This is a genomic window from Mycobacterium asiaticum (assembly GCF_001668675.1).
GTDB lineage: Bacteria > Actinomycetota > Actinomycetes > Mycobacteriales > Mycobacteriaceae > Mycobacterium > Mycobacterium asiaticum_D.
In genome coordinates this window covers 34,325-58,755 of the sequence record NZ_LZKQ01000008.1, presented here as the reverse complement: position 1 = coordinate 58,755, position 24,431 = coordinate 34,325, and the positions used below count along the sequence as shown (strand labels likewise).

At 68.1% G+C, this 24,431-nt stretch carries 21 protein-coding genes and 1 pseudogene; 5 read left to right on the top strand and 17 right to left on the bottom strand.

The features are described from left to right. Positions 1–68: 68 nt before the first annotated feature. The 5 genes from A9X01_RS00540 to mqo form a co-directional block, all read right to left on the bottom strand. Positions 69–1,445 (bottom strand): cobyrinic acid a,c-diamide synthase CobB, encoded by a 1,377-nt coding sequence (locus A9X01_RS00540; RefSeq protein WP_155771845.1) that lies wholly within the window; start codon positions 1,443–1,445, stop codon positions 69–71. Then, the gene (gene cobO, locus A9X01_RS00535) at positions 1,442–2,056 is read right to left on the bottom strand and encodes a cob(I)yrinic acid a,c-diamide adenosyltransferase (protein ID WP_065118802.1); all 615 of its coding nucleotides are present in this window, start codon (positions 2,054–2,056) and stop codon (positions 1,442–1,444) included. The genes A9X01_RS00540 and cobO overlap by 4 nt, the downstream gene beginning before the upstream one ends. A 16-nt stretch (positions 2,057–2,072) precedes the next feature. Continuing rightward, positions 2,073–3,914, bottom strand: a complete 1,842-nt coding sequence (locus A9X01_RS00530; RefSeq protein WP_065118801.1) for a magnesium chelatase subunit D family protein — start codon at positions 3,912–3,914, stop codon at positions 2,073–2,075. After that, positions 3,911–4,381 carry a GNAT family N-acetyltransferase gene (locus tag A9X01_RS00525; protein ID WP_065034345.1) on the bottom strand — a complete coding sequence of 157 codons (471 nt, stop codon included), beginning with the start codon at positions 4,379–4,381 and terminating at the stop codon, positions 3,911–3,913. Before A9X01_RS00525 ends, A9X01_RS00530 begins: the two co-directional genes overlap by 4 nt. 72 nt (positions 4,382–4,453) lie before the next feature. Beyond that, entirely contained in the window at positions 4,454–5,935 is a 1,482-nt protein-coding gene (mqo, locus tag A9X01_RS00520; protein WP_065118800.1) for a malate dehydrogenase (quinone), read from the bottom strand. Positions 5,936–6,050: 115 nt separating this feature from the next. Between mqo and A9X01_RS00515 the strand changes: the two genes are divergently transcribed. From A9X01_RS00515 to A9X01_RS00495, 5 genes are read left to right on the top strand one after another with little or no spacing between them, the layout of a single operon-like run. Then, positions 6,051–7,046 (top strand): alpha/beta hydrolase, encoded by a 996-nt coding sequence (locus A9X01_RS00515; RefSeq protein WP_065118799.1) that lies wholly within the window; start codon positions 6,051–6,053, stop codon positions 7,044–7,046. 9 nt (positions 7,047–7,055) lie between these two features. Further along, positions 7,056–8,435, top strand: a complete 1,380-nt coding sequence (mtr, locus tag A9X01_RS00510; RefSeq protein WP_065118798.1) for a mycothione reductase — start codon at positions 7,056–7,058, stop codon at positions 8,433–8,435. 39 nt (positions 8,436–8,474) lie between these two features. Then, positions 8,475–9,545 (top strand): Nickel transporter NicT, encoded by a 1,071-nt coding sequence (gene nicT, locus A9X01_RS00505; protein WP_065118797.1) that lies wholly within the window; start codon positions 8,475–8,477, stop codon positions 9,543–9,545. 23 nt (positions 9,546–9,568) lie between these two features. Beyond that, on the top strand, positions 9,569–10,327 hold the full coding sequence (gene hypB / locus A9X01_RS00500; protein WP_065118796.1) for a hydrogenase nickel incorporation protein HypB: 759 nt from the start codon (positions 9,569–9,571) through the stop codon (positions 10,325–10,327). 20 nt (positions 10,328–10,347) lie between these two features. After that, the gene (locus tag A9X01_RS00495) at positions 10,348–11,463 is read left to right on the top strand and encodes an alkaline phosphatase family protein (protein WP_065118827.1); all 1,116 of its coding nucleotides are present in this window, start codon (positions 10,348–10,350) and stop codon (positions 11,461–11,463) included. Between the two features lie 12 nt (positions 11,464–11,475). On the opposite strand, the gene A9X01_RS00490 is transcribed toward A9X01_RS00495, so the two are convergent. The 12 genes and pseudogenes from A9X01_RS00490 to dxr all read right to left on the bottom strand — a co-directional run bounded on the left by A9X01_RS00490 (position 11,476) and on the right by dxr (position 24,346). After that, positions 11,476–12,258 (bottom strand): 3-oxoacyl-ACP reductase, encoded by a 783-nt coding sequence (locus A9X01_RS00490; protein ID WP_065118795.1) that lies wholly within the window; start codon positions 12,256–12,258, stop codon positions 11,476–11,478. After that, on the bottom strand, positions 12,258–13,634 hold the full coding sequence (locus A9X01_RS00485) for an aldehyde dehydrogenase family protein (protein WP_065118794.1): 1,377 nt from the start codon (positions 13,632–13,634) through the stop codon (positions 12,258–12,260). The genes A9X01_RS00490 and A9X01_RS00485 overlap by 1 nt, the downstream gene beginning before the upstream one ends. Then, positions 13,631–14,380 carry a gamma-glutamyl-gamma-aminobutyrate hydrolase family protein gene (locus A9X01_RS00480; protein WP_301336914.1) on the bottom strand — a complete coding sequence of 250 codons (750 nt, stop codon included), beginning with the start codon at positions 14,378–14,380 and terminating at the stop codon, positions 13,631–13,633. The genes A9X01_RS00485 and A9X01_RS00480 overlap by 4 nt, the downstream gene beginning before the upstream one ends. Beyond that, positions 14,346–15,706, bottom strand: a pseudogene (locus tag A9X01_RS00475) (glutamine synthetase family protein). Before A9X01_RS00475 ends, A9X01_RS00480 begins: the two are co-directional and overlap by 35 nt. Before the next feature lie 8 nt (positions 15,707–15,714). Next, complete coding sequence (locus A9X01_RS00470) at positions 15,715–16,263, bottom strand: alpha/beta hydrolase (RefSeq protein WP_065118792.1); 549 nt, start codon at positions 16,261–16,263, stop codon at positions 15,715–15,717. Positions 16,264–16,380: 117 nt separating this feature from the next. Continuing rightward, entirely contained in the window at positions 16,381–17,238 is an 858-nt protein-coding gene (gene map, locus A9X01_RS00465) for a type I methionyl aminopeptidase (protein ID WP_065118791.1), read from the bottom strand. Between the two features lie 37 nt (positions 17,239–17,275). Continuing rightward, positions 17,276–17,860, bottom strand: a complete 585-nt coding sequence (locus A9X01_RS00460; RefSeq protein ID WP_065118790.1) for a DUF1707 SHOCT-like domain-containing protein — start codon at positions 17,858–17,860, stop codon at positions 17,276–17,278. 57 nt (positions 17,861–17,917) lie between these two features. Next, positions 17,918–19,729, bottom strand: coding sequence for a penicillin-binding transpeptidase domain-containing protein (locus A9X01_RS00455; RefSeq protein WP_065118789.1), 1,812 nt, complete (start codon positions 19,727–19,729; stop codon positions 17,918–17,920). A gap of 83 nt (positions 19,730–19,812) precedes the next feature. Beyond that, positions 19,813–20,667 (bottom strand): GNAT family N-acetyltransferase, encoded by an 855-nt coding sequence (locus tag A9X01_RS00450; RefSeq protein WP_065118788.1) that lies wholly within the window; start codon positions 20,665–20,667, stop codon positions 19,813–19,815. A 49-nt stretch (positions 20,668–20,716) separates the two neighbouring features. After that, entirely contained in the window at positions 20,717–21,889 is a 1,173-nt protein-coding gene (gene ispG, locus A9X01_RS00445) for a flavodoxin-dependent (E)-4-hydroxy-3-methylbut-2-enyl-diphosphate synthase (RefSeq protein WP_065118787.1), read from the bottom strand. A gap of 20 nt (positions 21,890–21,909) precedes the next feature. Further along, positions 21,910–23,124 (bottom strand): M50 family metallopeptidase, encoded by a 1,215-nt coding sequence (locus A9X01_RS00440; RefSeq protein ID WP_065118786.1) that lies wholly within the window; start codon positions 23,122–23,124, stop codon positions 21,910–21,912. A 19-nt stretch (positions 23,125–23,143) separates the two neighbouring features. Next, a complete protein-coding gene (dxr, locus tag A9X01_RS00435) occupies positions 23,144–24,346 on the bottom strand; it encodes a 1-deoxy-D-xylulose-5-phosphate reductoisomerase (RefSeq protein WP_155771844.1) in 1,203 nt (400 codons plus the stop codon). Positions 24,347–24,431: the final 85 nt, after the last annotated feature.

The window sequence follows — 24,431 nt, the reverse complement described above, 5'->3', positions numbered from 1 at the left end:
GGCAAGTTTAATGTTCGTCCGCGAACCGAACCGCATTGCGACTTCCGGCCGGTTTTTTCGCAGCGGGGTCAGTTTCGCGGACCGCCGCCCGCGGCGTGCGAGACGAAGCGCGCTACGGCGCCCGGCGTCGCAGCCGGATGGGTGTGCAGATACGACGCGTGCACGCCGCCATGCACCGCTCCGTCGCGCATCCGATCCACCCGTTGGCCCCGGTACACCCAGGCCGGCTGGTAGCTGCCGGTGAATGTGACTGCGGTGCGGTGGAATTCGTGGCCCACCACCCGCTCGCCGACCGAGTACAGCGATGAGTCGGCCACCGCAACCGCGTCGCGGTAGCCCAGGTTGAGGTGCTGGGTGAAGTGCGCCGATCCGTCGAGCACGCCGCACATCGGGTATCCGTCGAGTTCGGCGGCCAGATAGATCAGGCCCGCGCATTCGGCGTGGACGGGCGCACCGGCGGCCGCCAGTTCGGCGATCTGCCGCCGGGCGGTGTCGTTGGCGGACAGCTCCGCGGCGAACTGCTCGGGGAACCCGCCGGGCAGCAGCACCGCGTCCGTGCCGTCGGGCAGCGCATCGCACAGCGGGTCGAATTCGGTGACCTCGGCGCCGGTGGCTTGCAGCAACTCCGCGTGCTCCGCGTAGCCGAAGCTGAATGCCTTTCCGGCCGCCAGGGCGACGACGGGGCGCCGATCGGTGCCGACGTCGCCGACCGCGACTGCCGGGTCCCACGGCGGGTCGTCAACCCTGCCCCCGGCAGTTGCCAGGACCGCGCCCACGTCGACATGCCGGGCCACCAGCGCCGTCATTGCCTCGATCGCCTGCTGGGCGTGGCGCCCGTACTCCACCGCGGTGACCAGGCCCAGATATCTCGTCGGGAGCTCTAGCTCATCGTTGCGCGGAATCGCCCCCAGAACCGGGACACCGGCCTGCTCGCAGGCTTGGCGCAGCACCTGCTCGTGCCGGGCCGACCCGACCCGGTTGAGGATCACGCCGCCGATCCGGGTTTGGGCATCGAAGGTGGAAAAGCCGTGCAGCAGTGCGCCGATGCTGTGGCTCTGACCGCGCGCGTCGACGACCAGAATCACCGGCGCCCGCAGCAGGCCCGCGACGTGGGCGGTGGAGCCCTGCGCCGGCCCGGTCGAGGCCTCGCCGATGCGACCGTCGAAAAGTCCCATCACCCCTTCGATCACCGCGATGTCGGTGCCCCGGGTGCCGTGCGCAAACAGCGGCCCGATCAGGCGCTCACCCACCAGTACCGGGTCCAGGTTGCGGCCGGGCCGCCCCGCGGCCAGGGTGTGGTAACCGGGGTCGATGAAGTCCGGACCGACCTTGAACGGCGCCACCCGGTGCCCGGCCTGGCGCAGGGCGCCAATCAAACCCGTTGCCACCGTTGTCTTTCCGCTGCCAGAGGCCGGGGCGGCCAGGACGACGGCCGGCGTGCTCACCACTCGATGCCCTTCTGCCCTTTCCGCCCGGCGTCCATGGGGTGCTTGCGCTTGGTCATCTCGGTCACCAGGTCGGCGGCGTCGGTCAGTTGCGGCGGGGCGTCGCGGCCGGTGATCACGACATGCTGGTGGCCTGCCCGATTGATCAGAATCCGCACCACCTCGTCGACGTCCACCCAACCCCACTTCAGCGGATAGGTGAACTCGTCGAGCACATAAAAGTCGTGGCGCTGCTCGGACAATCGGTGCGCGATCTCCGCCCAGCCGTCGGCCGCCGCGGCCGCACGGTCGACCTCGCTGCCGTGCTTGCGGGTCCAGGACCAGCCGGCCCCCATCTTGTGCCACTCCACCGCACCGCCCACGCCCTGCTGGTCGTGCAACTCGCCCAGGTGCCGAAAGGCCGCCTCCTCGCCCACCTTCCACTTCGCGCTCTTGACGAACTGGAAGACCGCGACGTCGAGACCGGCGTTCCAGGCGCGCAACGCCATTCCGAACGCGGCCGTTGACTTACCTTTGCCGTCGCCGGTGTGCACGGCCAGCACCGGCGTGTTGCGCCGGGCCCGAGTGGTCAGGCCGTCGTCCGGGACCTCGACCGGATTTCCCTGCGGCATAGTCGGTTACCGGTCCCTACGCCACGCTGCGGACGGCCTGGGTCAGCTGCTCGGCGTGCAGCTGTTCGAGCCGCATGACCGGCGCGCCCAATTGGCGGGCGAGCTGTCCGGCCAGCCCCAACCGGACGTAGGACGTCTCGCAGTCCACCACCACGGCGGCGGCACCCTCGGCAACCAGCCGCTTGGCCGCAATGCGACTGCGGCCCAACGGGTCCGGGCCGGTGGTCGCACGCCCGTCGGTGAGCACCACCACCAGCGGCCGTCGCGCCCGGTCCCGCACCCTTTCCCGGACGACGAGTTCGCGCGCCGCCAGCAGACCCTCGGCCAGCGGCGTCCTGCCACCGGTGTCGAAGCGGGCCAGCCGCCGCCCGGCGATGTGCGCCGAAGACGTCGGGGGCAGCAGCAGCGTGGCAGCGTCGCCGCGGAACGTGATCACCGCGACCTTGTCGCGTCGCTGATAGGCATCGCGCAACAACGACAGGGTGGCCCCGCCGACCGCGGCCATCCGGTCCCTGGCGGCCATCGAGCCGGACGCGTCGACGACGAAGATCACCAGGTTGCCCTCGCGGCCTTCGCGGACGGCGCGACGCAAATCGTTGGGGCGCAACGCCAACGGCCCGGCGGCGCGGGCGTTTTCGGCAGCCGACAACACCGTGGCGAACAGGTGCAGACCGTGCCCGTCGGAGTCCGCGGGATCGGCGGCAGCGATAACACTTCCCGAGGCGTTGCGGGCTCGCGAGCGCCGGCCGGGCGCGCCTTCACCGACTCCCGGTACGGTCAGCGCTTTGGTGCGGAACACCTTCGACGGCGGCGCGCTGGGCCGTGGCGGTTGCGGGCTGGCTTGGCGATTCTGTTGCTGCGTGGGTGAATCCGCGCTTTCCGAGCGACCGCCGCCGGGGGGATCGGGTTCGGGATCGGGTTCGGGTTGGGCATCGGCGGCGGCCTGGGCCAAGGCTTCGTCAAGCTGGTCGCGGTCGATGCCGTGCTCGTCGAAGGGGTCACGCCGGCGACGGTGCGGCAACGCCAGCTCGGCCGCCACCCGGATGTCCTGTTCCTCGACGGTGTGCGCGCCGCGCCACGCGGCATGTGCCGCAGCCGTGCGAGCCACCACCAGGTCGGCCCGCATACCGTCGACGTCGAACGCGGCGCACAGCGCCGCGATGCGCCGTAATTCGCTGTCCGGCAGCACAATATCGTCGACCATCGACCGGGCCGCGGCGATGCGCCGGGCCAGTTCGGCGTCGGCGTCGGCATAGCGCGCCGCGAATCCGTCCGGGTCGGCCTCATAGGCCATCCGCTGGCGGATCACCTCCACTCGCACGTCGACATCGCGGGAGGCCTGGACGTCGACGGTGAGGCCGAACCGGTCCAGCAGCTGCGGACGCAGTTCACCCTCTTCGGGATTCATGGTCCCGATCAGCACGAAGCGTGCCTCGTGCGAATGGGAGATGCCGTCCCGTTCGATGTGCACCCGGCCCATCGCGGCGGCGTCCAGCAGGATGTCGACCAGGTGGTCGTGCAGCAGGTTGACCTCGTCGACGTAGAGCACGCCGCCGTGGGCGCGCGCCAGCAGGCCCGGCGAGAAGGCGTGCTCGCCGTCGCGCAGTACCCGCTGCAGGTCCAGCGAGCCCACCACTCGGTCCTCGGTGGCGCCCAACGGCATCTCGACCAGCCCGGCGCCGCCGGTGCCGGTCGCGCTCGACAGCAAGGCGGCCAGCCCGCGCACCGCCGTCGACTTCGCGGTGCCCTTCTCGCCGCGGATCAGCGCCCCACCGATCTCCGGGCGGACGGCACACAACAGCAGCGCCAGCCGCAGCTGGTCGTGCCCGACGATCGCGCTGAACGGGTAGGGCTTCACCGCGCCCCCGCCGGCCCGGTGCCGGGCTTGAGCATCGGCACGTGCGGTATGCCGTCGTCGAGGAAATCGGCGCCGTCACGGACGAACCCGTGCTGGGCGTACATGTCACTGAGGTACTTCTGCGCGTCGATGCGGCAAGGGTAGTCGCCGACCTCGGCGAGCGCGGCACGCAGTAACCGGGTGGCGTGGCCCTGGTTGCGGGCGGTGCGTTTGGTGCACACCCGGCCGATCCGGAACACCTTCTCCCCGCCGGCGTGTTCCTCCATCAACCGCAGCGTGCAGATGACTTCCCCCTCAGTCGTTTCCAGCCAGAAGTGCCGAGTCTCGGCGAGCAGATCACGCCCGTCAAGTTCGGGGTACGGGCAGGCCTGTTCTACCACGAACACCTCCACCCGGAGCTTGAGCAATTCGTAAAGTATTTGCGCATCAAGGTCTTTGGCCCAGACGCGGCGCAGAGCTTCACTCATTTGCGCCGCTCACCCCGCGAGCGGGAGGTGCCCCCACAGCATCCCTGCGCTCTGCATCGTCGCCGGCGCGACTCATGCCGCGTCCAGCTGCAGAGCCTTGCCCGTCCACGAACGCAGTTCGTCGTAGAACGCCGGCTCATCGGACAACCGGGCTCCCAGTGACGGCACGATCTCCTTCAGCGTCGGCAACCACGACTGATACCGCGCCGCGAAACACCGTTGCAGCACATCGAGCATCGCCGGGACGGCGGTCGAGGCGCCCGGCGAACCACCCAGCAGCCCGGCGATGCTGCCGTCGGCGGCACCCACGATCGTGGTGCCGAACTCCAGCACCCCGCCGTGGCCCTTGTCCCGCCGGATCACCTGCACCCGCTGGCCGGCCACCGTCAGCTCCCAGTCCGAACCAACTGCGCTAGGCACGAATTCGCGCAGTGCGGCAATGCGAGCGGGACCGGTCAGCCGCAGCTGGCCGATCAGATAACCGACCAAGGTCACCTCCCGTACTCCGACGCCGAGCATCGACACCAGGTTGTCGGGCCGGATCGAGCGTGGCAGATCGCTGAAGTGCCCGTGCTTCAGGAACTTCGGCGACCACCCGGCGTAGGGCCCGAACACCAGCCACGGCCTGCCGTTGACGAAACGCAGATCCAGGTGCAGCGCGCCCAACGGGGGCGCTCCCGGCGCCGGGCTGCCGTACACCTTGGCTCGATGCGCCGCGGTGAGCGCGGGGCGGGCAGCGCGCAGGAACCGGCCGCCGATCGGGAAACCCGCGAAGCCTTTGATCTCGGCGATGCCGGCCTTCTGCAGGACGGGCAGCGCGTCACCGCCGGCGCCGACGAAGACGAACCTGCCGTTGAGTTTGCGCTTGTCCCCGGTGCGGCGGTTGACGACGGTCAACGTCCAGCTGCCGTCGCCCTGGCGGGACAGGTCCCGCACCTCGTGACCGAACCACACTGCCGCGCCGGTGCGCGCGCAATAGCCGATCAGCTGCCGCGACAGCGCGCCGAAGTCGACGTCGGTGCCGTCGGTCGCCCAGTTCAGGGCCACCGGTTCGGCGAAATCCCGCTCGGCGGCCATCAGCGGCAACCGACGGGCGAACTCGTCGGGATCCTCGATCAACTCGGTTTCGGCGAACAACGGATTGTGCACCAACGCCTCGCGGCGCCGGCGCAGATAGGAAACCCCGTCCGCACCGCGGACGAAGCTCACGTGCGGAACGGGGTTCAGAAAGCCCCGGACGTCGGTCAGGATGCCGTTTTCCGCCGCGTAGGCCCAGAACTGGCGGGTGACCTGGAACTGCTCGTTGACGAAGACCGCCTTGGTGATGTCGATCGATCCGTCGGGCCGGGCCGGGGTGTAGTTCATTTCGCACAGTCCCGCGTGCCCGGTGCCAGCGTTGTTCCACGGGCCGCTGCTCTCGGCTCCGACGCCGTCCAGCCGCTCGACGACGGTGATCGACCAATCCGGTTCCAGCCGCCGCAGAATCGCACCCAGGGTGGCGCTCATGATGCCGGCACCCACCAGTACGACGTCGGTTCTGGTCAGCTTTGCCACCGGGTGGTCGGTCCTTCCTCGAGGCGTGGCGGTTCACCAAGGTTATCGCCGGTGGCGGCGCCCTCGCCGGGCGGCGGACCGGCGGCGACTCCGATCGCGCTCTAAGCTTGCCTGCGTGACTGGCTGGGTGCCCGATGTCCTGCCCGGTTACTGGCAATGCACCATTGCGCTGGGACCCGATCCCGACGGTGAGGGCGAGGTCGTCGCGACGCTGATCCGGCGCGGCGACAGCCCTTCGGCGGACCGGGCGGTGCTGGCAGTACACGGCTATACGGACTACTTCTTCAACACCGCGCTGGCCGACCACTTCGCCGAGCGCGGCCTCACGTTCTACGCACTCGACCTGCGCAAGTGCGGCAGATCCCGGCGGCCGGGCCAGACGCCGCACTTCACCACCGATCTCGCCTACTACGACGCCGAGCTCAGCCGAGCCGTGACCCTGATCCGCGAGCAGTCTCCGAAAGCCCAGGTGCTGATGTACGGGCATTCGGCAGGTGGCCTGATCGTGTCGCTGTGGCTGGACCGGCTGCGCCGCAAGGACGCGATGAACGGAGTGACGGGCCTGGTGCTCAACAGCCCGTTCCTGGATCTGCAGGGCCGCGCCATCCTGCGGCTCGGCGTGACCACGGCGACCATCGCGGCGGTGTCGCGCATGCGCAGCAAGGGGATCGCGCGAGCCAGCGGTACCGGCGGCTACGGATCCAGCCTGCACCGCGACTACCACGGCGAGTTCGACTACAACCTGGAGTGGAAGCCGCTGGGCGGGTTTCCGGTGACATTTGGCTGGTTGCATGCGATACGCCGCGGCCACGCGCGGCTGCACCGCGGACTCGACGTGGGTGTGCCGAACCTGATTCTGCGGTCGGATCACACGGTCAGCGAGGACGCCGGACCGGCCGCCCTGCAACGCGGCGACGCGGTGCTCGACGTCAGTCAGATCGCCCGCTGGGCGGGCTGTATCGGCAACCGCAGCACCATCATCCCGGTGGCCGACGCCAAACACGATGTGTTCCTGTCCCTGGAACAGCCGCGCCGGATAGCCTATCGCCATCTCGACCGCTGGCTCGACGACTACCTCAGCACCGCCTCGGCATTGTCCGGGAAAGGGTAAGCAGCCCAAATGGAGACCTACGACATTGCCATCATCGGAACCGGGTCGGGCAACACCATTGTCGACCAACGGTTCACCAACAGGCGGGTGGCGATCTGCGAACAGGGCACCTTCGGCGGCACCTGCCTGAACGTCGGGTGCATCCCGACCAAGATGTTCGTCTATGCCGCCGAGGTGGCACAGACCGTCCGGGAAGCCGCGCGCTACGGCGTGGACGCGCACATCGACGGGGTGCGTTGGGATGACATCGTTTCGCGCATCTTCGGACGCATCGACCCGATCGCGCACAGCGGCGAGGATTATCGGCGGGCGCTACCCAACGTCGACGTCTACGGCCAGCACACCCGGTTCGGGCCGGTCCAGTCCGACGGCCGTTACCTGCTGCGCACCGACGGCGGCGACGAGTTCACCGCGGATCAGGTGGTGATCGCGACGGGCTCCCGGCCCACGGTTCCGCCGGCCATCGCGGCGTCCGGCGTCACTTACCACACCAGCGACACCGTGATGCGCATCCCGGAACTGCCCGAGCACCTGGCGATCGTCGGAAGCGGTTACGTAGCAGCGGAATTCGCGCACGTCTTCTCCGCCCTCGGGGTGCGGGTGACCATCATCATGCGTGGCGGCACCCTACTGAAGCACTCCGACGACGCCATCTGCGAGCGGTTCACCCGCATCGCGTCCAACAAATGGGAGCTGCGCGCATTGCGCAATGTGGTCAACGCCGAGAACCGCGGCCACGGCGTGGCACTCGAGCTGGACGACGGCAGCACCCTCGACGCCGACCTGCTGCTGGTGGCGACGGGCCGCGTCGCCAACTCCGATCTGCTGGACGTCGAACAGGCCGGTGTCGACGTCGCGCACGGCCGGGTGGTGGTGGACGAATACCAAAGGACCTCGGCGCGCAACGTTTTCGCGCTGGGCGATGTCTCCTCGCCGTACCAGCTCAAGCACGTGGCCAACCATGAGGCCCGGGTGGTGCAGCACAACCTGCTGTGCGACTGGGACGACACCGGTTCGATGCAGGTCACCGACCACCGGTTCGTCCCGTCGGCGGTCTTCACCGACCCCCAGTTGGCCAGCGTCGGGCTGACCGAAAACCAGGCGTTGGCGCAGGGATACGACATTTCGGTGAAGTTGCAGGATTACGGTGACGTCGCCTACGGGTGGGCGATGGAGGACACCACCGGGGTGCTCAAGCTGATCGCCGAGCGCGGCACCGGCAAGCTGCTGGGTGCGCATTTCATGGGATATCAGGCTTCGTCGCTCATTCAGCCGCTGATCCAGGCGATGAGCTTCGGGCTCACCGCCCACGAGATGGCGCGCGGTCAGTACTGGATTCACCCGGCGCTGTCCGAGGTGGTCGAGAACGCTCTGCTGGGCCTGGACTGACGCCGGCCGGTGACTTCCCCTGATGCCGTTCGGACGACGATGGTTCTGTCGTCAGTGCAGTGGTGGCGACTGGGAACGATGTTCGCCGTCATCGCCGGGCTGCACCTGATCGGTTGGGCGACGCTGCTGTTGATCGTGGAGCCGGCCCATTTGACGCTGGGCGGCAAGGCTTTCGGGGTCGGCATCGGCCTCACCGCATACACCCTGGGCTTGCGACACGCCTTCGATGCCGACCATATCGCGGCAATCGACAACACGACCCGCAAGCTGATGGACGACGGGCAACGACCACTCGCCGTCGGATTCTTCTTCTCGCTGGGCCATTCCACCGTGGTGTTCGCGCTGGCCCTGCTGTTGGCCTTCGGGTTACGGGCCGTTGTCGGACCGGTACAGCAGGACGACTCGCAGCTGCGCCACTACACGGGCGTGATCGGCACCGGTGTCTCAGGGCTGTTCCTCTATCTGATCGCGATCCTCAATGTCCTCGTGCTGATCGGCGTCATGCGGGTCTTCATCAGACTGCGTCAAGGCATCTTCAGCGAAGCCGAACTCGAGCGGCAGCTGGACAACCGCGGCTTGCTCAACCGTTTTCTCGGCCGCTTCACCAGGTCGATCGGTAAGTCCTGGCACATGTACCCGGTTGGGATCCTGTTCGGCCTGGGTTTCGATACCGCCACCGAGATCGCCCTGTTGGTGCTGGCCGGCACCACCGCGGCGTCCGGCCTGCCCTGGTACGCCATCCTGTGCCTGCCGGTGCTTTTCGCCGCGGGAATGTGCTTGTTGGACACCGTCGACGGCTCTTTCATGAACTTCGCGTACGGGTGGGCGTTCGCCAACCCCGTGCGAAAGATCTACTACAACATCGCGATCACCGGCCTATCCGTGGTGGTCGCGTTGCTGATCGGCACCGTGGAGTTGCTCGGCCTGTTCGCCGAGCAGCTCCATTGGCAGGGCCCGTTCTGGGATTGGTTGGCGGGTCTGGACCTCAACACGATCGGCTTCGTCCTGGTGGGAATGTTCGTGGCCGCCTGGGCGCTGGCCCTGCTGGTGTGGCGCTACGGTCGTATTGAGGAAAAGTGGATTTCGGCCGCTGCTGCCGAATCGCCCTGACCGTCTCGTGAAAGGTGCTCGCAATGGGCAGATTCCACCGCCACGACGATGGGACCGTGCACAGCCATCAGCAAGACCACGGCGACCACAGTCACTACGACACTGGTGCGCAGCGCGCCGAGGTGCTGGAGGAAATCTTCACGGAGAACGACGTGCGGGCCGACTTCAATCGTGCCGCTTTCGACAACAACGGGATTCGGGCGCTCAACCTGATGAGCTCACCCGGCTCGGGCAAGACGACCGTGTTGCAGGCGACGCTGGACGAGCTCGCCGGTGAACTCGCCATCGGCGTGATCGAGGGTGACATCGCGACCGACCTGGATGCCGCCAAACTCAGTGGGCGTGGCGCCCAGGTATCACTGGTCAACACCAGCAACGGTTTCGGCGGCGAGTGCCACCTCGACGCGCCGATGGTCAACCGGGCCCTGCCCGGCCTGGACCTGCCGAACCTGGATCTGGTGATCATCGAAAACGTCGGCAACCTGGTGTGCCCGGCGGAGTTCGACGTCGGCGAACACGCCAAGGCGATGGTCTATTCGGTCACCGAGGGCGAGGACAAACCGCTGAAATACTCGGTCATGTTCCGCGCGGTCGACCTGGTTCTGCTCAACAAGATAGATCTGGTGCCCTATCTGGATGTCGACGTCGACGCCTACATCGCACACGTCCGTCAGGTGAACCCGGCCGCCACGGTGCTGCCGATCAGCGCCCGCACCGGCACCGGAATGACCGCCTGGTTCGGCTGGTTACGACGATTCGCGGACCGCACCTTGCCCGCGTGACTTTCTGCCACACTGGCGTCGTGCCCAACTCCATATGCGAGGTACTGCCGAGCACGGCCGCGCTGCTGGGCGTACCTGGGGCCGACGACTCCCTTGACCTGTGGGCCTCGATCGGTGCCGTCAACCGGGTGGCGGTGGTGCTCGTCGACGGATTGGGCTGGCACCTCTTGCCGGAGCTGGCCGGCGACGCGCCGCTGCTCGCCGCCGTGTTGGCCGGCGACATGGGCCGGCTGCGCCGGCTGTCCTGCACTTTCCCGTCCACCACGCCGACCAGCCTGGTGTCTTTGGGTACCGGCGCCCAGCCCGGTGAACACGGCATCCTGGGCTTCACACTCAACATCCCCGGCACCGACCGCGTGCTCAGCCACATCCGGTGGCGTGACGAACCACCGCCGGACCAGTGGCAGCCCGTGCCCACCTGGTTCGAGCGGATGGCACGCGCCGGGGTCGGCGCGCGTGCGGTGCTACCGGAATGGTTCATCGGCAGCGGCCTGACCGAAGCTGCCTACCGCGGCGCGCATTTCGTCCCCGCCCGATCCGATGACGACTACGCCCAGCGCATTATCGACGAGCTGCGTGCCGCACCGGGCCTGGTGTACGGCTACACCGCAGACCTGGACACCGCGGCGCATCTCTTCGGCGTTGGGTCCATCGAATGGCACGAAGCGGCTGCTCGGGTCGATGCGCTGCTCAGCAGGCTGGTCGAGTCGATGCCGGCCGGTGCGGCGTTGCTGGTGACCGCCGACCATGGCGGCCTGAACGTGCCGCCGGACGCGCGCATCGACCTGGACACCGACCCACGGCTGCGCGCGGGCATCCGCGTGGTCGCCGGTGAACCTCGCGTTCGGTATCTGCACACCCAGCCAGGTGCGGCGGCCGACGTGCTGGACGCGTGGCGCGAAATCCTCGCCGGTCAAGCTGACGTGCTGGCCCGCAACGAAGCCGTTGCGTCGGGCCTGTTCGGCCCGATGGATCCCCGGCACCTCCCCCGGATAGGTGACGTCGTGGTGGTCTGCACCGGCGATTCCGCGGTGTTGGCTACTGACCACGAACCACCGGAGACGGCTCGCCTCGTCGGTTTCCACGGCGCCGGCACCGAGGCCGAAATGGCGATCCCCTTGATAGAGCTGCTCTGACCGAAATGCGTTCTAGAGCGGGGTCACGTAGGCGGAGCTGATCCCGCCGTCGACCAGGAACGTCGACGCGGTGATGAAGGATGCGTCGTCACTGGCCAAAAACGCCACCGCGGCGGCGATTTCGTCGGGATCGGCGAACCGGCCCAGCGGCACGTGCACCAGGCGCCGCGCCGCGCGCTCGGGGTCCTTGGCGAACAACTCCTGCAGCAGCGGCGTATTGACCGGCCCCGGGCACAGGGCGTTGACGCGGATGCCCTGCCGGGCGAACTGCACGCCGAGCTCCCGCGACATGGCCAGCACACCGCCCTTGGATGCGGTGTAGGAGATCTGCGAGGTCGCCGAGCCCAGCACCGCAACAAACGATGCCGTGTTGACGATCGACCCGCGTCCCGCTGACACCATGTGCCGCAGCGCCGCCCGGCAGCACAGATACACCGACTTCAGGTTGACGTCCTGCACGTGCTGCCAGGCCGCCAGTTCGGTGTTCTCGATCAGGTCGTCCTCGGGCGGCGAGATCCCGGCGTTGTTGAATGCGATGTCGACCGATCCGCAGGTGCCGGCCGCGGAGTCGAACAGCTTGTTCACCGAGTCCTCGTCGGAAACATCCACCGGCACATACAAACCGGAGAGTTGTTCGGCGGTGGCGCCGCCGGAGTCCGCGTCGATGTCACCGATAACGACCGTCGCACCCTCGGCGTGCATGCGCCGAGCCGCGGCCAGACCGATACCGCTGCCGCCGCCGGTGATCACCGCTACCCGGCCCGCCAGCCGCTGAGTCAAGTCAACCGCAACCACTAGGCCTCCCCCTCGAATTCTTTGACGGCGATGAACACGTTCTTGGTCTCGGTGAAGTGCAACGGCGCGTCCGGGCCGAGCTCACGCCCCAAACCCGACTGCTTGAACCCGCCGAACGGGGTGCTGTAGCGCACCGAGGAATGCGAATTCACCGACAGATTGCCGGATTCCACCGCTCGGGACACCCGCAGCGCCCGGGACAGGTCATTGGTCCAGATCGATCCGGACAGCCCATATTCGGTGTGGTTGGCCAGCTCGATGGCATCACCTTCGTCGTCGAACGGCAACACCGTCACCACCGGCCCGAAAATCTCCTCGGTCACACTGCGATCGGTGCGCCGCGGGGTGAGAACGGTTGGCGGAAACCAGAAACCGGGCCCGGTCGGTGCGCTGCCCCGAAACGCCACCGGTGTGCCCTCGGGCACGTAGGAGGCCACCTTCTCCCAGTGCGGGCGGGAAACCAGGGGGCCCATCTCGGTGTCGCGTGACGCCGGGTCGCCGACCACGACGCTCTTGACGGCCGGTTCGAGCAATTCCATGAACCGGTCATAAACGCTGCGCTGCACCAGGATTCGGCTGCGGGCGCAGCAGTCCTGGCCGGCGTTGTCGAAGACCCCGCCCGGCGCGGTTGCCGCCGCGCGCGCCATATCACAGTCGGCGAACACGATGTTGGCGCTCTTGCCGCCCAATTCCAAGGTCACCCGTTTCACCTGCGCCGCAGCGCCGGCCATCACCTTCTTGCCGACTTCGGTGGACCCGGTGAACACCACCTTGCGGACGTCGGGATGGGTGACGAACCGTTCCCCCACCACCGATCCCCGGCCGGGCAGTACTTGCAACAGGTCCGGGTCCAACCCGGCTTCGACGGCCAGCTCGCCGAGCCGGATGGTGGTCAGCGGTGTCCATTCGGCCGGTTTGACCAGCACCGCGTTGCCGGCGGCCAGCGCCGGGGCGATCCCCCACATCGCGATCACCATCGGGAAGTTCCACGGCGTGATCACCCCGACCACGCCCATCGGCTCGTTGAAGGTGACGTCGATTCCGCCGGCGACCGGAATCTGCTTGCCGGACAGGCGTTCCGGGCTTGCGGCGTAATACTGCAGCACGTCGCGGACGTTGCCGGCCTCCCATTCGGCCGAACCGATCGGATGGCCGGAGTTGGCCACTTCCAGCGCCGCGAGTTCGTCGACGTGGGCGTCGGCGACAGCGGCGAAGGCGCGCAAGGCGGCGGCTCGTTCGGCCGGTGCCAGCCGTGCCCAGCGGCGCTGGGCCGACTTCGCCCGCGCCACCGCGTCATCGACGCCCGCCACGTCGACGTGTTCAACCGTCCGCAGCACTTCCTCGGTGGCGGGATTGATCAGCTCGGTGGCGGTCATCGCTGTGCGTGCGATCGGGCGGCGTCGATCAAGGCGGTGAACAGCCGCAGGTCGTCCAGTGACTTCTCCGGATGCCATTGCACCGCAAGCACAAAGCTGTCCCCGGGCAGTTCCACCGCCTCGACCACCCCGTCGGCGTCCCAGGCGCCGACCACCAGGCCGTCGCCGACCTTGTCGATGGCCTGGTGGTGATAGCACGGCACATCGGCGGTGTCGCCGAGCAGCGCGGCCACCCGGGTGCCCGACACGGTGCGCACCGGCAGCCTGCTGAACACGCCGTTGCCGGCGCGATGCCCGGAATGGCCGAGCACCTCCGGCAGGTCCTGGTGCAGGGTGCCGCCGAACGCGACGTTGAGCAGTTGCGCGCCGCGGCAGATGCCCAGCACGGGCAGTCGCCGGCGCACCGCGGCCCGCAGCAGCGCGAACTCCCAGGCGTCACGGTCGCCGCGGGGGCGGTCGGTGGTGGGGTGGGGTTGCTGTCCGTAAGCGGCGGGGTCCAGGTCGTATCCGCCAGTGATCACCAGCGCGTCCAGGCTGTCCAGCACCCGCTCGACCGTGTCGGTGGTTACCGGTTGCGGCGGCAGAAGCACCGGGATGCCGCCGGCCAGCATCACGCCCTCGAAGTAGTCGGCGGGCAGGTAGGCCGCCGGGATGTCCCAGACGCCGGTCCGAATCTGCTCGAGGTACATCGTCAAACCGACGACGACGCTGCTAGAGGCGTTCAAAACCGCGAATCCTCTCCCAATCGGTGACTGCGGCGTTGAACGCCGTCAGTTCCACGCGCGCGTTGTTCAGGTAGTGAGCGACCACGTCGTCGCCGAAGGCGGCATGGGCCAGCTCCGACGCCCCGAACACCTGGGCGGCCTCGGCCAGTGTGGTCGGCAACCGCTCGACATCGCCGGCTTGATAGGCGTTACCGGCGTAGGGCTCACCCAGCTCCAGTCCTTGTTCGACACCGTACAGACCGCCGGCGATCACCGCGCCACCGCCAGGTACTGGTTGACGTCGCCGCCGGGCACCCGGCATTCGACCCGGATGCTGCTGCCGTGTCCGACCACCCGCAGCGCACAGGTGCGGTTGTCCAGTCCCCACGCCACCGCGGTGGGTGCGAAGCTGCCTTCGGCAAATCGCTTGTAGGAGTTGATGTTCGGCGCGAAGAACAGGGTCAGTTCGCGTAGGCCGGCCAGCAGCCCGGCGATGAAGCTGCGGAAGGTTGCCGACATGCCGTGCGGCTCGTCGGCGTCGGCGAACACCGCCGTGCCGTCGGCGTCCCGCAGCGACAGATGGATGTGACAGCTATTGCCCTCGCGCTCATCGTATTTCGCCATGAAGGTCAGGCTATTGCCGTGCTGGTCGGCGATCTCCTTGGCGCCGTTCTTGTAGATGGTGTGGTTGTCGCAGGTGATCAGCGCTTCGTCGTAGCGGAAGCCGATCTCCTGCTGGCCGTTGTTGCATTCGCCCTTGATGGCTTCCACGCGCAGGCCCGCACCCTGCATGCCCAGCCGGATGTCGCGTAGCAGGGGCTCCATCCGCGACGACGCCATGATCGCGTAGTCGATGTTGTAGTCGCTGGCCGGCGTCAGGTCGCGATAACCGCTGGCCCATGCCTGGCGATAGGACTGGTCGAACACGATGAACTCGAGCTCGGTGGCGACATCAGCCGTCAGCCCCCGCTCTCGCAACCGGTCCAGCTGGCGGCGCAGGATGGCGCGCGGCGACACCGCGACCGGGCTCCCGTCTGCCCAGGACAAGTCGGCGATCACCAGCGCGGCGCCCGGCTGCCAGGGAATGCGGCGCAGCGTGCTGAGGTCGGGCGTCATCACCATGTCGCCGTAGCCGGTTTCCCAGTTCGACATCGCGTAGCCGGCTACGGTGTTCGCGTCGACGTCCACGGCCAGCAGATAGCTGCAGCACTCGGCACCGTGCGCAGCCACCTGATCGACGAAGAACGCGCCGGACACCCGCTTGCCCACCAGGCGGCCCTGCATGTCGGTGAACGCCACCACGACGGTGTCGACCTCGCCGGCTGCGACCAGGTGTTCCAGGTCGGCCCGCGAGAGCAGTCCAGTCATGAGTGCCGTTACCAGCCGCTGGTGCGCAGCACGATTTCGGTGGCCAGCTGCGCCGTCGACTCGTGTGCGTTGCGGCGCCCGAGCAGATCGACCACCCGGTAGTCGCCGAAGACGAACCGCTGGCCCTCGCGGGCCGCCTCCCGTGCGGCCGGGGAACTCACCAGGACCGTGGTCGCGATCTCCACCGGCGGGCAGTTGTCGTCGGTGATGCCGGTGGCGTCGGGTACCCGCGGATGGGCGCGGTCGATCGCCACCAGGCCGGCGAAGCGGCCCAGTTTGGTCGCGGCCAGCTTCCAGGCCAGTTCGGCACTGTCTCGGTCGCCCACCACCACCGCCCAGGAGATGCCCAGCGAGTCCAGCAGTCCGATCACCGATTTGGCGGTCAGCCGGGGGTCGGCGCCGATGACGACGGTGCGCAGCGACGCGTTGTGCAGGCGTTGGCAGAGTGCGTCGTACGCACCCGGCGGACGTTGTTCGGCTGCCAGCAGGACGACGACGGTGCCGTTTTCCGGCCCGGACACTGCCACCGGGACCGCGAATCCTTCGAGCGTCGTCATCAAAGAGGGCACTCCCGCAAGTTACCGCAGTTCCCCCACTGCGGCGAGCAGACGCAGATTCGCACTCTGACGCCCCAAACCATGCGATTCTGTGTCTGCTCGCGGGGGAAGGTGCCCTCAGGGCAGGGTGAGGATCTCGGCGCCGGTCTCGGTGACCAAGAGTGTGTGTTCGAACTGCGCGGTCCACTTGCGGTCCCGGGTGACGACCGTCCAGCCGTCGTCCCAGATCTCGTAGTCCAGCCCCCCCAGATTGATCATCGGCTCGATGGTGAACGTCATGCCCGGCTGGATGATGGTTTCGACGGCGGGCTGGTCGTAGTGCAGGACGACCAGACCATTGTGGAACGTGGTGCCGATGCCGTGGCCGGTGAAATCGCGAACGACGTTGTAGCCGAACCGGTTTGCGTACGCCTCGATGACGCGGCCGACCACCGACAGCGCCCGCCCCGGCTTGACGGCCTTGATGGCACGCATGGTGGCCTCGTGGGTGCGTTCCACCAGCAGCCGGTGCTCTTCGGACACGTCACCGGCCAGGAAGGTCGCGTTGGTGTCGCCGTGTACGCCGTTGATGTAGGCGGTGACGTCGATGTTGACGATGTCGCCGTCCTCGATCACGGTCGAATCGGGGATGCCGTGGCAGATGACCTCGTTCACCGACGTGCAGCACGATTTGGGAAAACCCTTGTAGCCCAGGGTTGATGGGTAGGCGCCGTTGTCGACCATGTACTCGTGCGCGATCCGGTCGAGTTGGTCGGTGGTGACGCCGGGTGCGACGGCCTTGCCCGCCTCCTGCAGGGCGCGGGCCGCGATCCGGCCGGCCACCCGCATGTTCTCGATGACCTCGGGCTCCTGCACCCATGGCTCGCTGCCCTCTTTGGCGGTCGGCTTGCCGACGTATTCGGGGCGCGCGATCCACTTGGGCACCGGCAGCGTCGGGGACAACACGCCGGGAGATAGCGCGGTACGAGCGGGCATGGCAGACAGCTTAGCGATTCCGGCCGCTCACCCGCGCTCAGAACCTGGGGCGGCGCAGCAACGCACGGCGCGGCCCGCGGATGATCACCGAGCCGAACACCACCTGGCCGGTCAGGATCACGTGCGGGTTGCCCTCGGCCGGCGGGTCTTTGCGACGGTCACTCGCGCTGCCCACGTAGGCCTCGACGTCGTCGATCGAGGCGCTGGCACCCTCGGGCAACCGCAGATCCAGGGACCCGAACTTCATGTCGATCTCGATCACCACGACCGGCCCGGCGAAACGCGCCTTGGTCAGGTCCAGGTCGATGTTGCCGAATCGCCGGACCAGCGACAGCCGGGTGGGCACCGTCCATTCGCCGTGCCGCTTGAGCGAACCCGCCCAGCCGCGCAGTTCCACCCGGTCGGTCGCGGAGGTGACGATCGCACCCGGCCCGGGCAGGTCGCTGACCAGACCGTCCAGCTCGTCGCGGGTCCGCGCGAAGGCAACCCCGCGCGAGCGCTGCTCGAACTCGTCGATGTCGATCAACCCGAGCGCCAGAGCGTTGTTCAGTCGCCGCATGGTCCCGTTGCGGTCGGCGTCCGACACCCGCATCGACACCATGTCCCCGCCGGACTCAGTCATCGCGGCCCCCGGAAGCTCACCCTCGCAACTTACCGCGAGCTGACGTCCGGGTCCGCGTCAAGCCAGGTAGCCCGGGGGCAGGGAGTCGAACATCACTTTGGTCATCCGCACCGCGTATTCCGAGCTGCCGCCCCCGACGATCAGCGCCGCGAACGCCAAGTCTCCGCGGTACCCGGCGAACCAGGAATGCGATCCGCCGGCGAACTCGGCCTCACCCGTCTTGCCGTACACCTCGCCGCAGCCGGCGATGTCCTTGGCGGTGCCGTTGGTGACCACCAGCCGCATCATCGGCCGCAACGCCTCGACCATCTTCGGGCTGATCGGGGTGTTGTCGCCGGCGACCGCGGTCGGCCGGCCGCCGATCAGCTGTGGCACCGGGGTTTTGCCGGCGGCGACCGTGGCCGCCACCAGCGCCATGCCGAACGGGCTGGCCAGCACGCGGCCCTGGCCGAAGCCGTCCTCGGTGCGCTCGGTCAAATCCACCGTCGGCGGCACCGAGCCGGTCACCGTGGTGATGCCCTCGACCTGATAGTCCAAGCCGATGCCGTACCGGCTGGCGGCCTGGGTGAGACCACGCGGCGGGAGCTTGCTGCTCAGCTCGGCGAAGGTGGTGTTGCAAGAACTGGCGAACGCCCGCGACAGCGGCACCACGCCCAGGTCGAAGCCGCCGTAGTTCGGGATGGTGCGGTGGCCGATGTCCAGGTGGCCGGGGCAACCCAGCATCGTGTTGGGGGTGGCCATGTCCCGCTCGACGGCCGCGCCCGCGGTCACCATCTTGAACGTCGACCCGGGCGGGTAGAGACCGGTGGTGGCCAGCAGGCCCTCGGAGTTGGCGCCGGCGTTCTGCGCGATCGCCAGGATCTCGCCGGTGGACGGCTTGATCACGACCAGCATCGCCTTGCCGCCCCGGGTGTCGACCGCATGCTGGGCGGCGTTCTGCACCGCCCGGTCCAGCGTGATCGACACCGACGGCGCCGGGGAGCCTTCGACCTCGTGCAGGACGGCGACGTCGACACCGTTCTGATTGGTACTGACGATCCGCCACCCGGCCTCGCCGTCCAGCTGGTCGACCACCGCCTTCTTCACTTCCGCCATGACCGCCGGCGCGAAGTGCGGGTCGGTGGGCAGCAGTTCGGCCTGCGGGGTGATCACCACGCCGGGCAGGGTGCCGATGGCCGGGAAGACCTTGTTGCTGTCGTCGGGCAGCAGCGTCACCAGATCGACCGGCTTGGTCGTCGAGCTGGCCGTTTCGGCGAGGAGCTGCGGGTCGTTCAGGGTGTCGTTGAACGGCCGCAACGCGTCCACGATGGCATGTGCCGTCCCGATCAGCGCGGGGCCGGCCTGGCCGGCGTCCAGCGCGTAGTGGTAGATGTAGCCCGGCGCCAGCACGTCCGAGCCGCCCAGCTCGTTCACCGAGGCGCGGCGCGGTTGGTCGGCGCGCAGCGCGAATGTCTGGTGTTCACCCAGCTTGGGGTGCAGCCCGGTGGTCGCCCACCGGACCTGCCAGTGTCCTTCGTCGCGGGCCATCTTCAACTGGCCGTCGTAGGTCCAGGTTCGGTTCTTCGGCAGGTGCCAGGTGAAGCGGTAGGCGACGGTTCCGGTGTCCTCGGCGTACTTGGAGCTCAACACCTGCGCGTCGAGATGGGTGGCCTGCAGGCCGGCCCAGGCGGCGTTGAGTGCTTCGCGGGCGTCGTTGGGGCTGTCGCTGAGCTGGGCGGCCGTCGCCGTGTCGCCGACGGACAGCGCCGACAGGAATCTCTCGGCGGCCGGACCGGGACCTTCGGGCTTGGGGGTGCAGCCGGGCAGCGCGATCACCGCGACCAGCATCAAACCTGTGACAGTTGAGGCCAGAGTTGTTCTAGTTACCATCGTTACTGATGTTATGAACAGATGCCGTCACCGCATCGCCGACACACCGAGATCGAACTGTGACGCGCGTTAGTCCAACGGGGCTAGTCCAGCAGGACCGTGGCGAAAGTCCCGACTTCCTTGAATCCCACGCGTGCGTAGGCGGCGCGGGCGACGGTGTTGAAGTCGTTGACGTAGAGGCTGGCGATCCGTCCGCTGCCAACAATGACCGCCGCCAGCGTCGCGGTGCCGGCGGTGCCGATGCCCAGCCCGCGCCGCTCCGGGTGCACCCACACCCCTTGGATCTGCCCGACGGACGGCGACTGCGAGCCCACTTCGGCCTTGAAGACCACCTGGCCGTGGTCGAAACGGGCCCAGGCCCGCCCCGCCGCGATGAGGCTCGCCACCCGGCGGCGGTAACCCCGCCCGCCGTCACCGACTCGCGGGTCGACGCCGACTTCGCCGATGAACATGTCCACGGCAGCCACCAGGTAGGCGTCGAGTTCCTCGGGGCGGACCTGGCGCACCTCGGTGTCGAGCGCACAACTGGGGTGGGTGTTGAGCGCCATCAGCGGTTGGTGGTCACGCACGTCCCGCGCCGGACCCCAGGCGGGCTCCAGCCGCTGCCACATGGGCAGCACCAGGTCGGCCCGGCCGACCAACGACGAACAGCGGCGCGCCGTGCTCTTGGCCTCGTCGGCGAACGCCCTCAAATCGATCAGGTTGCCGCGCAGCGGAATCAGGTTCGCGCCGGCGAAGCACAGGGATTCCTCGGCACCGCGAACGGTCCAGAGTTCGCCGCCGATCGAATTGGGTTCGACGCCGTAATCGGCGACGCGCGCGGCGACCATGCACGATTCGACGGGGTTGTCGCCCAGCACCTTCCACACGGTGGCGGCGTCACGCACCACCGATACCCGTCGCTCGCCGACAAGGCGCAAGATGGGCGGAGCCGACATCGGGAAACTCTCTGTGGTGCGAACCGAGGGCCAGTGAGCTGTGGCCCTATCAGCTTACGGTCACAATAGGCGAACCGCTTGCTGCCGTCCCGGGATCCGTTTCGGATTGCTCACCCATTTGCTCGGCGAGCCGCATGGCCTCCTCGATCAGCGTCTCGACGATCTGCGCCTCGGGCACGGTCTTGATCACTTCTCCCTTGACGAAGATCTGGCCCTTGCCGTTGCCGGAGGCGACGCCGAGGTCGGCCTCGCGCGCCTCGCCGGGACCGTTGACGACGCAACCCATCACGGCCACCCGCAACGGAACGTCCAGGCCGTCCAAGCCGGCAGTGACTTCGTTGGCCAGCGTGTACACGTCCACCTGGGCGCGCCCGCAGGACGGGCACGACACGATCTCTAGCGACCGCGGCCGTAGGTTGAGCGACTCCAGGATCTGGGTGCCGACCTTTACTTCCTCCACCGGAGGGGCGGACAGCGACACCCGGATGGTGTCGCCGATCCCCCGCGACAGCAACGCCCCGAACGCGACGGCGGACTTGATGGTGCCCTGGAACGCCGGTCCGGCCTCGGTGACGCCAAGGTGCAGCGGGTAGTCGCACTGCGCGGCCAGTTGCTCATAGGCGGCGACCATGACCACGGGATCGTTGTGCTTGACGCTGATCTTGATGTTGCCGAAGCCGTGCTCCTCGAACAGCGAGGCCTCCCACAGCGCCGACTCGACCAGCGCTTCCGGGGTGGCCTTGCCGTACTTCTGCATGAACCGCTTGTCCAGCGATCCCGCGTTGACGCCGATGCGGATCGGAATGCCGGCCGCGCCGGCGGCGTTGGCGACCTCGCCGACCCGGCCGTCGAATTCCTTGATGTTGCCGGGGTTGACGCGCACCGCGGCGCACCCCGCATCTATGGCGGCGAAGATGTACTTCGGCTGGAAGTGGATGTCGGCGATGACGGGAATCTGGCTGTGCCGGGCGATCTCGCCGAGCGCGTCAGCGTCCTCCTGCCGGGGGCAGGCCACTCTGACAATGTCACAACCCGCCGCAGTCAATTCCGCGATCTGCTGCAGGGTCGAGTTGACGTCATGCGTCTTGGTGGTGCACATCGATTGCACCGAAATCGGGTAATCGCTGCCCACCCCGACGTCGCGAACCATCAGCTGACGGGTGGTGCGCCGAGGGGCCAGCGTGGGCGCCGGAGATTGCGGCATGCCCAGGCCAACGGTCACTTGTGTTTCGCCTTCTCTCTTTATTGGAAGAGCCGGATCGGGTTGACCAGGTCAGCGGTGACGGTCAACAGCATGTAGCCGACCACGAAGATCAGCACCACATAGGTCGCCGGCATGAGTTTGAGGTAGTTCACCGGCGCAGCGGCCACCTTGCCGCGCGCCGAGCGGATCATGTTGCGCACCTTCTCGAACAGCGCGACGGCGATGTGCCCGCCGTCGAAAGGCAGCAGCGGCAACAGATTGATGGCGCCGAGGATGAGGTTCAGTTGCGCCAGGAAGAACCAGAACGCGACCCACAGGCCGTGGTCGACGGTGTCGCCGCCGATGATGCTGGCTCCGACCACGCTCATCGGCGTCTGCGGGTCACGTTCGCCGCCGCCGATCGCGTTGAACAGCGCGCCAACCTTGGTCGGGATGGCGGCCAGCGACTTGCCGACCTCGACGGTCAGCTGGCCGGCGAATGCGATGGTGCCCGGCACGGCCGTGAGCGCGTTGTACTGGGTCGGCTCGTTGCGCGGCGCGCCCACGCCGATGGCGCCGACGGTGGCGGGCTGGGCCTGGTTGCCCTGGCCGGTGGGGATGTAGCGCCGGGTGCTTTCGACGTTGACGTTGGTGGTGATGGTCTTGCCGTCCCGCTCGACGACCACCGGCACGGTGCCGCGCAACTTGCGCACCGCCGTCGCCATCTGCTCGAACGTGGAGACCGGGGTGTCGCCCACCTTGACGACGACGTCACCGACCCGGATGCCGGCGAGCGCGGCCGGGCCCTGGCCGTTGCACTTGTCGAGCTTGCCCTGCGAGACCTCCTGGGCGACGCAGCCGGTTTCGCCGACGATCGCCTTGTTGGACGGGTGCAGGTTGGGCAGGCCCCAGATCAGGGCGATCGCGTAGAGCAGCACCAGGCAGATGACGAAGTTCATCCCCGGCCCGGCGAACAGCACCGCGACCCGTTTCCACGTCGCCTGCTTGTACATGGCCCGGTCCTGCTCGTCGGGCGCCAGTTCCTCGACCGGAGTCATGCCGGCGATGTCGCAGAAGCCACCCGCAGGGATGGCCTTGATGCCGTACTGGGTCTCTCCGCGCCGGGTGGACCACAGCGTGGGTCCGAACCCGACGAAGTAGCGCCGCACCTTCATGCCGGTGGCGCGCGCCGCCCACATGTGGCCGCATTCGTGCAGTGCGACCGAGATGAGGATGGCAAGTGCGAACAGCACAATGCCGATAACGAACATCATCAGCCTGTTACGACCTTTCTCACGCCAAGCCGGAAACTCTGACCGGCGCCGAACCAGCGGTAGCGACCGCGCGTTGCGCTCGCTCACGGGCCCAGCGCTGCGCCTCGAGTACCTCATCCACGGTAGCGGGTGGAACGGCCCATTGGTCGGCGCCGTGCAGCACGTCGGCAATGGTGGCGACGATCGCCGGGAATCGGAGCCGGCCCTCGAGGAAGGCCTGCGCCGCCTCCTCGTTCACCGCGTTGTACACCGCGGTCAGGCAACCACCCGCCTCGCCGGCGTGGCGCGCCAGCTCGACGGCCGGGAAGACGTTGCTGTCCAGCGGCTCGAATTCCCAGCTGGAGGCGGTGCTGAAGTCGCAGGCCAGGGCGGCGCCGGCGACCCGGCGCGGCCAGCCCAGCGCCAGCGAGATCGGCAGCTTCATGTCCGGTGGGCTGGCCTGGGCGATCGTCGACCCGTCAGTGAAGGTCACCATCGAGTGGACGATCGACTGGGGGTGCACGACGACCTCAATGCGGTCGTAAGGGATGCCGAATAACAGGTGGGTCTCGATGAGTTCGAGGCCCTTATTGACCAGCGATGCCGAGTTCAGCGTGTTCATCGGCCCCATCGACCAGGTGGGATGCGCGCCGGCCTGTTCCGGAGTGACGTGCTCGAGGTCGGCCGCCGACCAGCCGCGGAACGGACCGCCTGAGGCGGTCAGCACCAGTTTGTCGACCTCGTCGGCGGTGCCGCTGCGCAGGCACTGGGCCATGGCGGAGTGCTCGGAATCGACGGGCACGATCTGCCCCGGCCGCGCCGCCCGCAGCACCAGCGGGCCGCCGGCCACCAGTGACTCCTTGTTGGCCAGCGCCAGCCGGGCGCCGGATTCCAGCGCGGCCAGCGTCGGCCGCAGCCCCAGGGCCCCGACCAGAGCGTTCAGCACGACGTCCGCCTCGGTTTCCTGCACCAGCCGGGTGACGGCGTCGGGCCCCTTGAAGGGGATGTCACCGGCCCGCTCGGCGGCATCGGCGTCCGCGACCGCGACGTTGGTCACACCGGTGGCGGCGCGCTGCTGCAGCAACATCTCGAGGTTGTTGCCACCGGCGGCGAGTCCGACGACCTCGAAGCGGTCCGGATTTGCCGCGATGACCTCCAGCGCTTGGGTACCGATCGAGCCGGTGCTGCCCAGCACCAGCACTCGGACCCGGCCTTCGACGGGCCCGTCACCGGAGATAGTCACCCACCCATTGTGCCGCTTTTTGCCATTCGGACCCATCCGCAACCTGCCCCGCTCCGAATGACTCAGTGCAGGGACGACGGCCGTC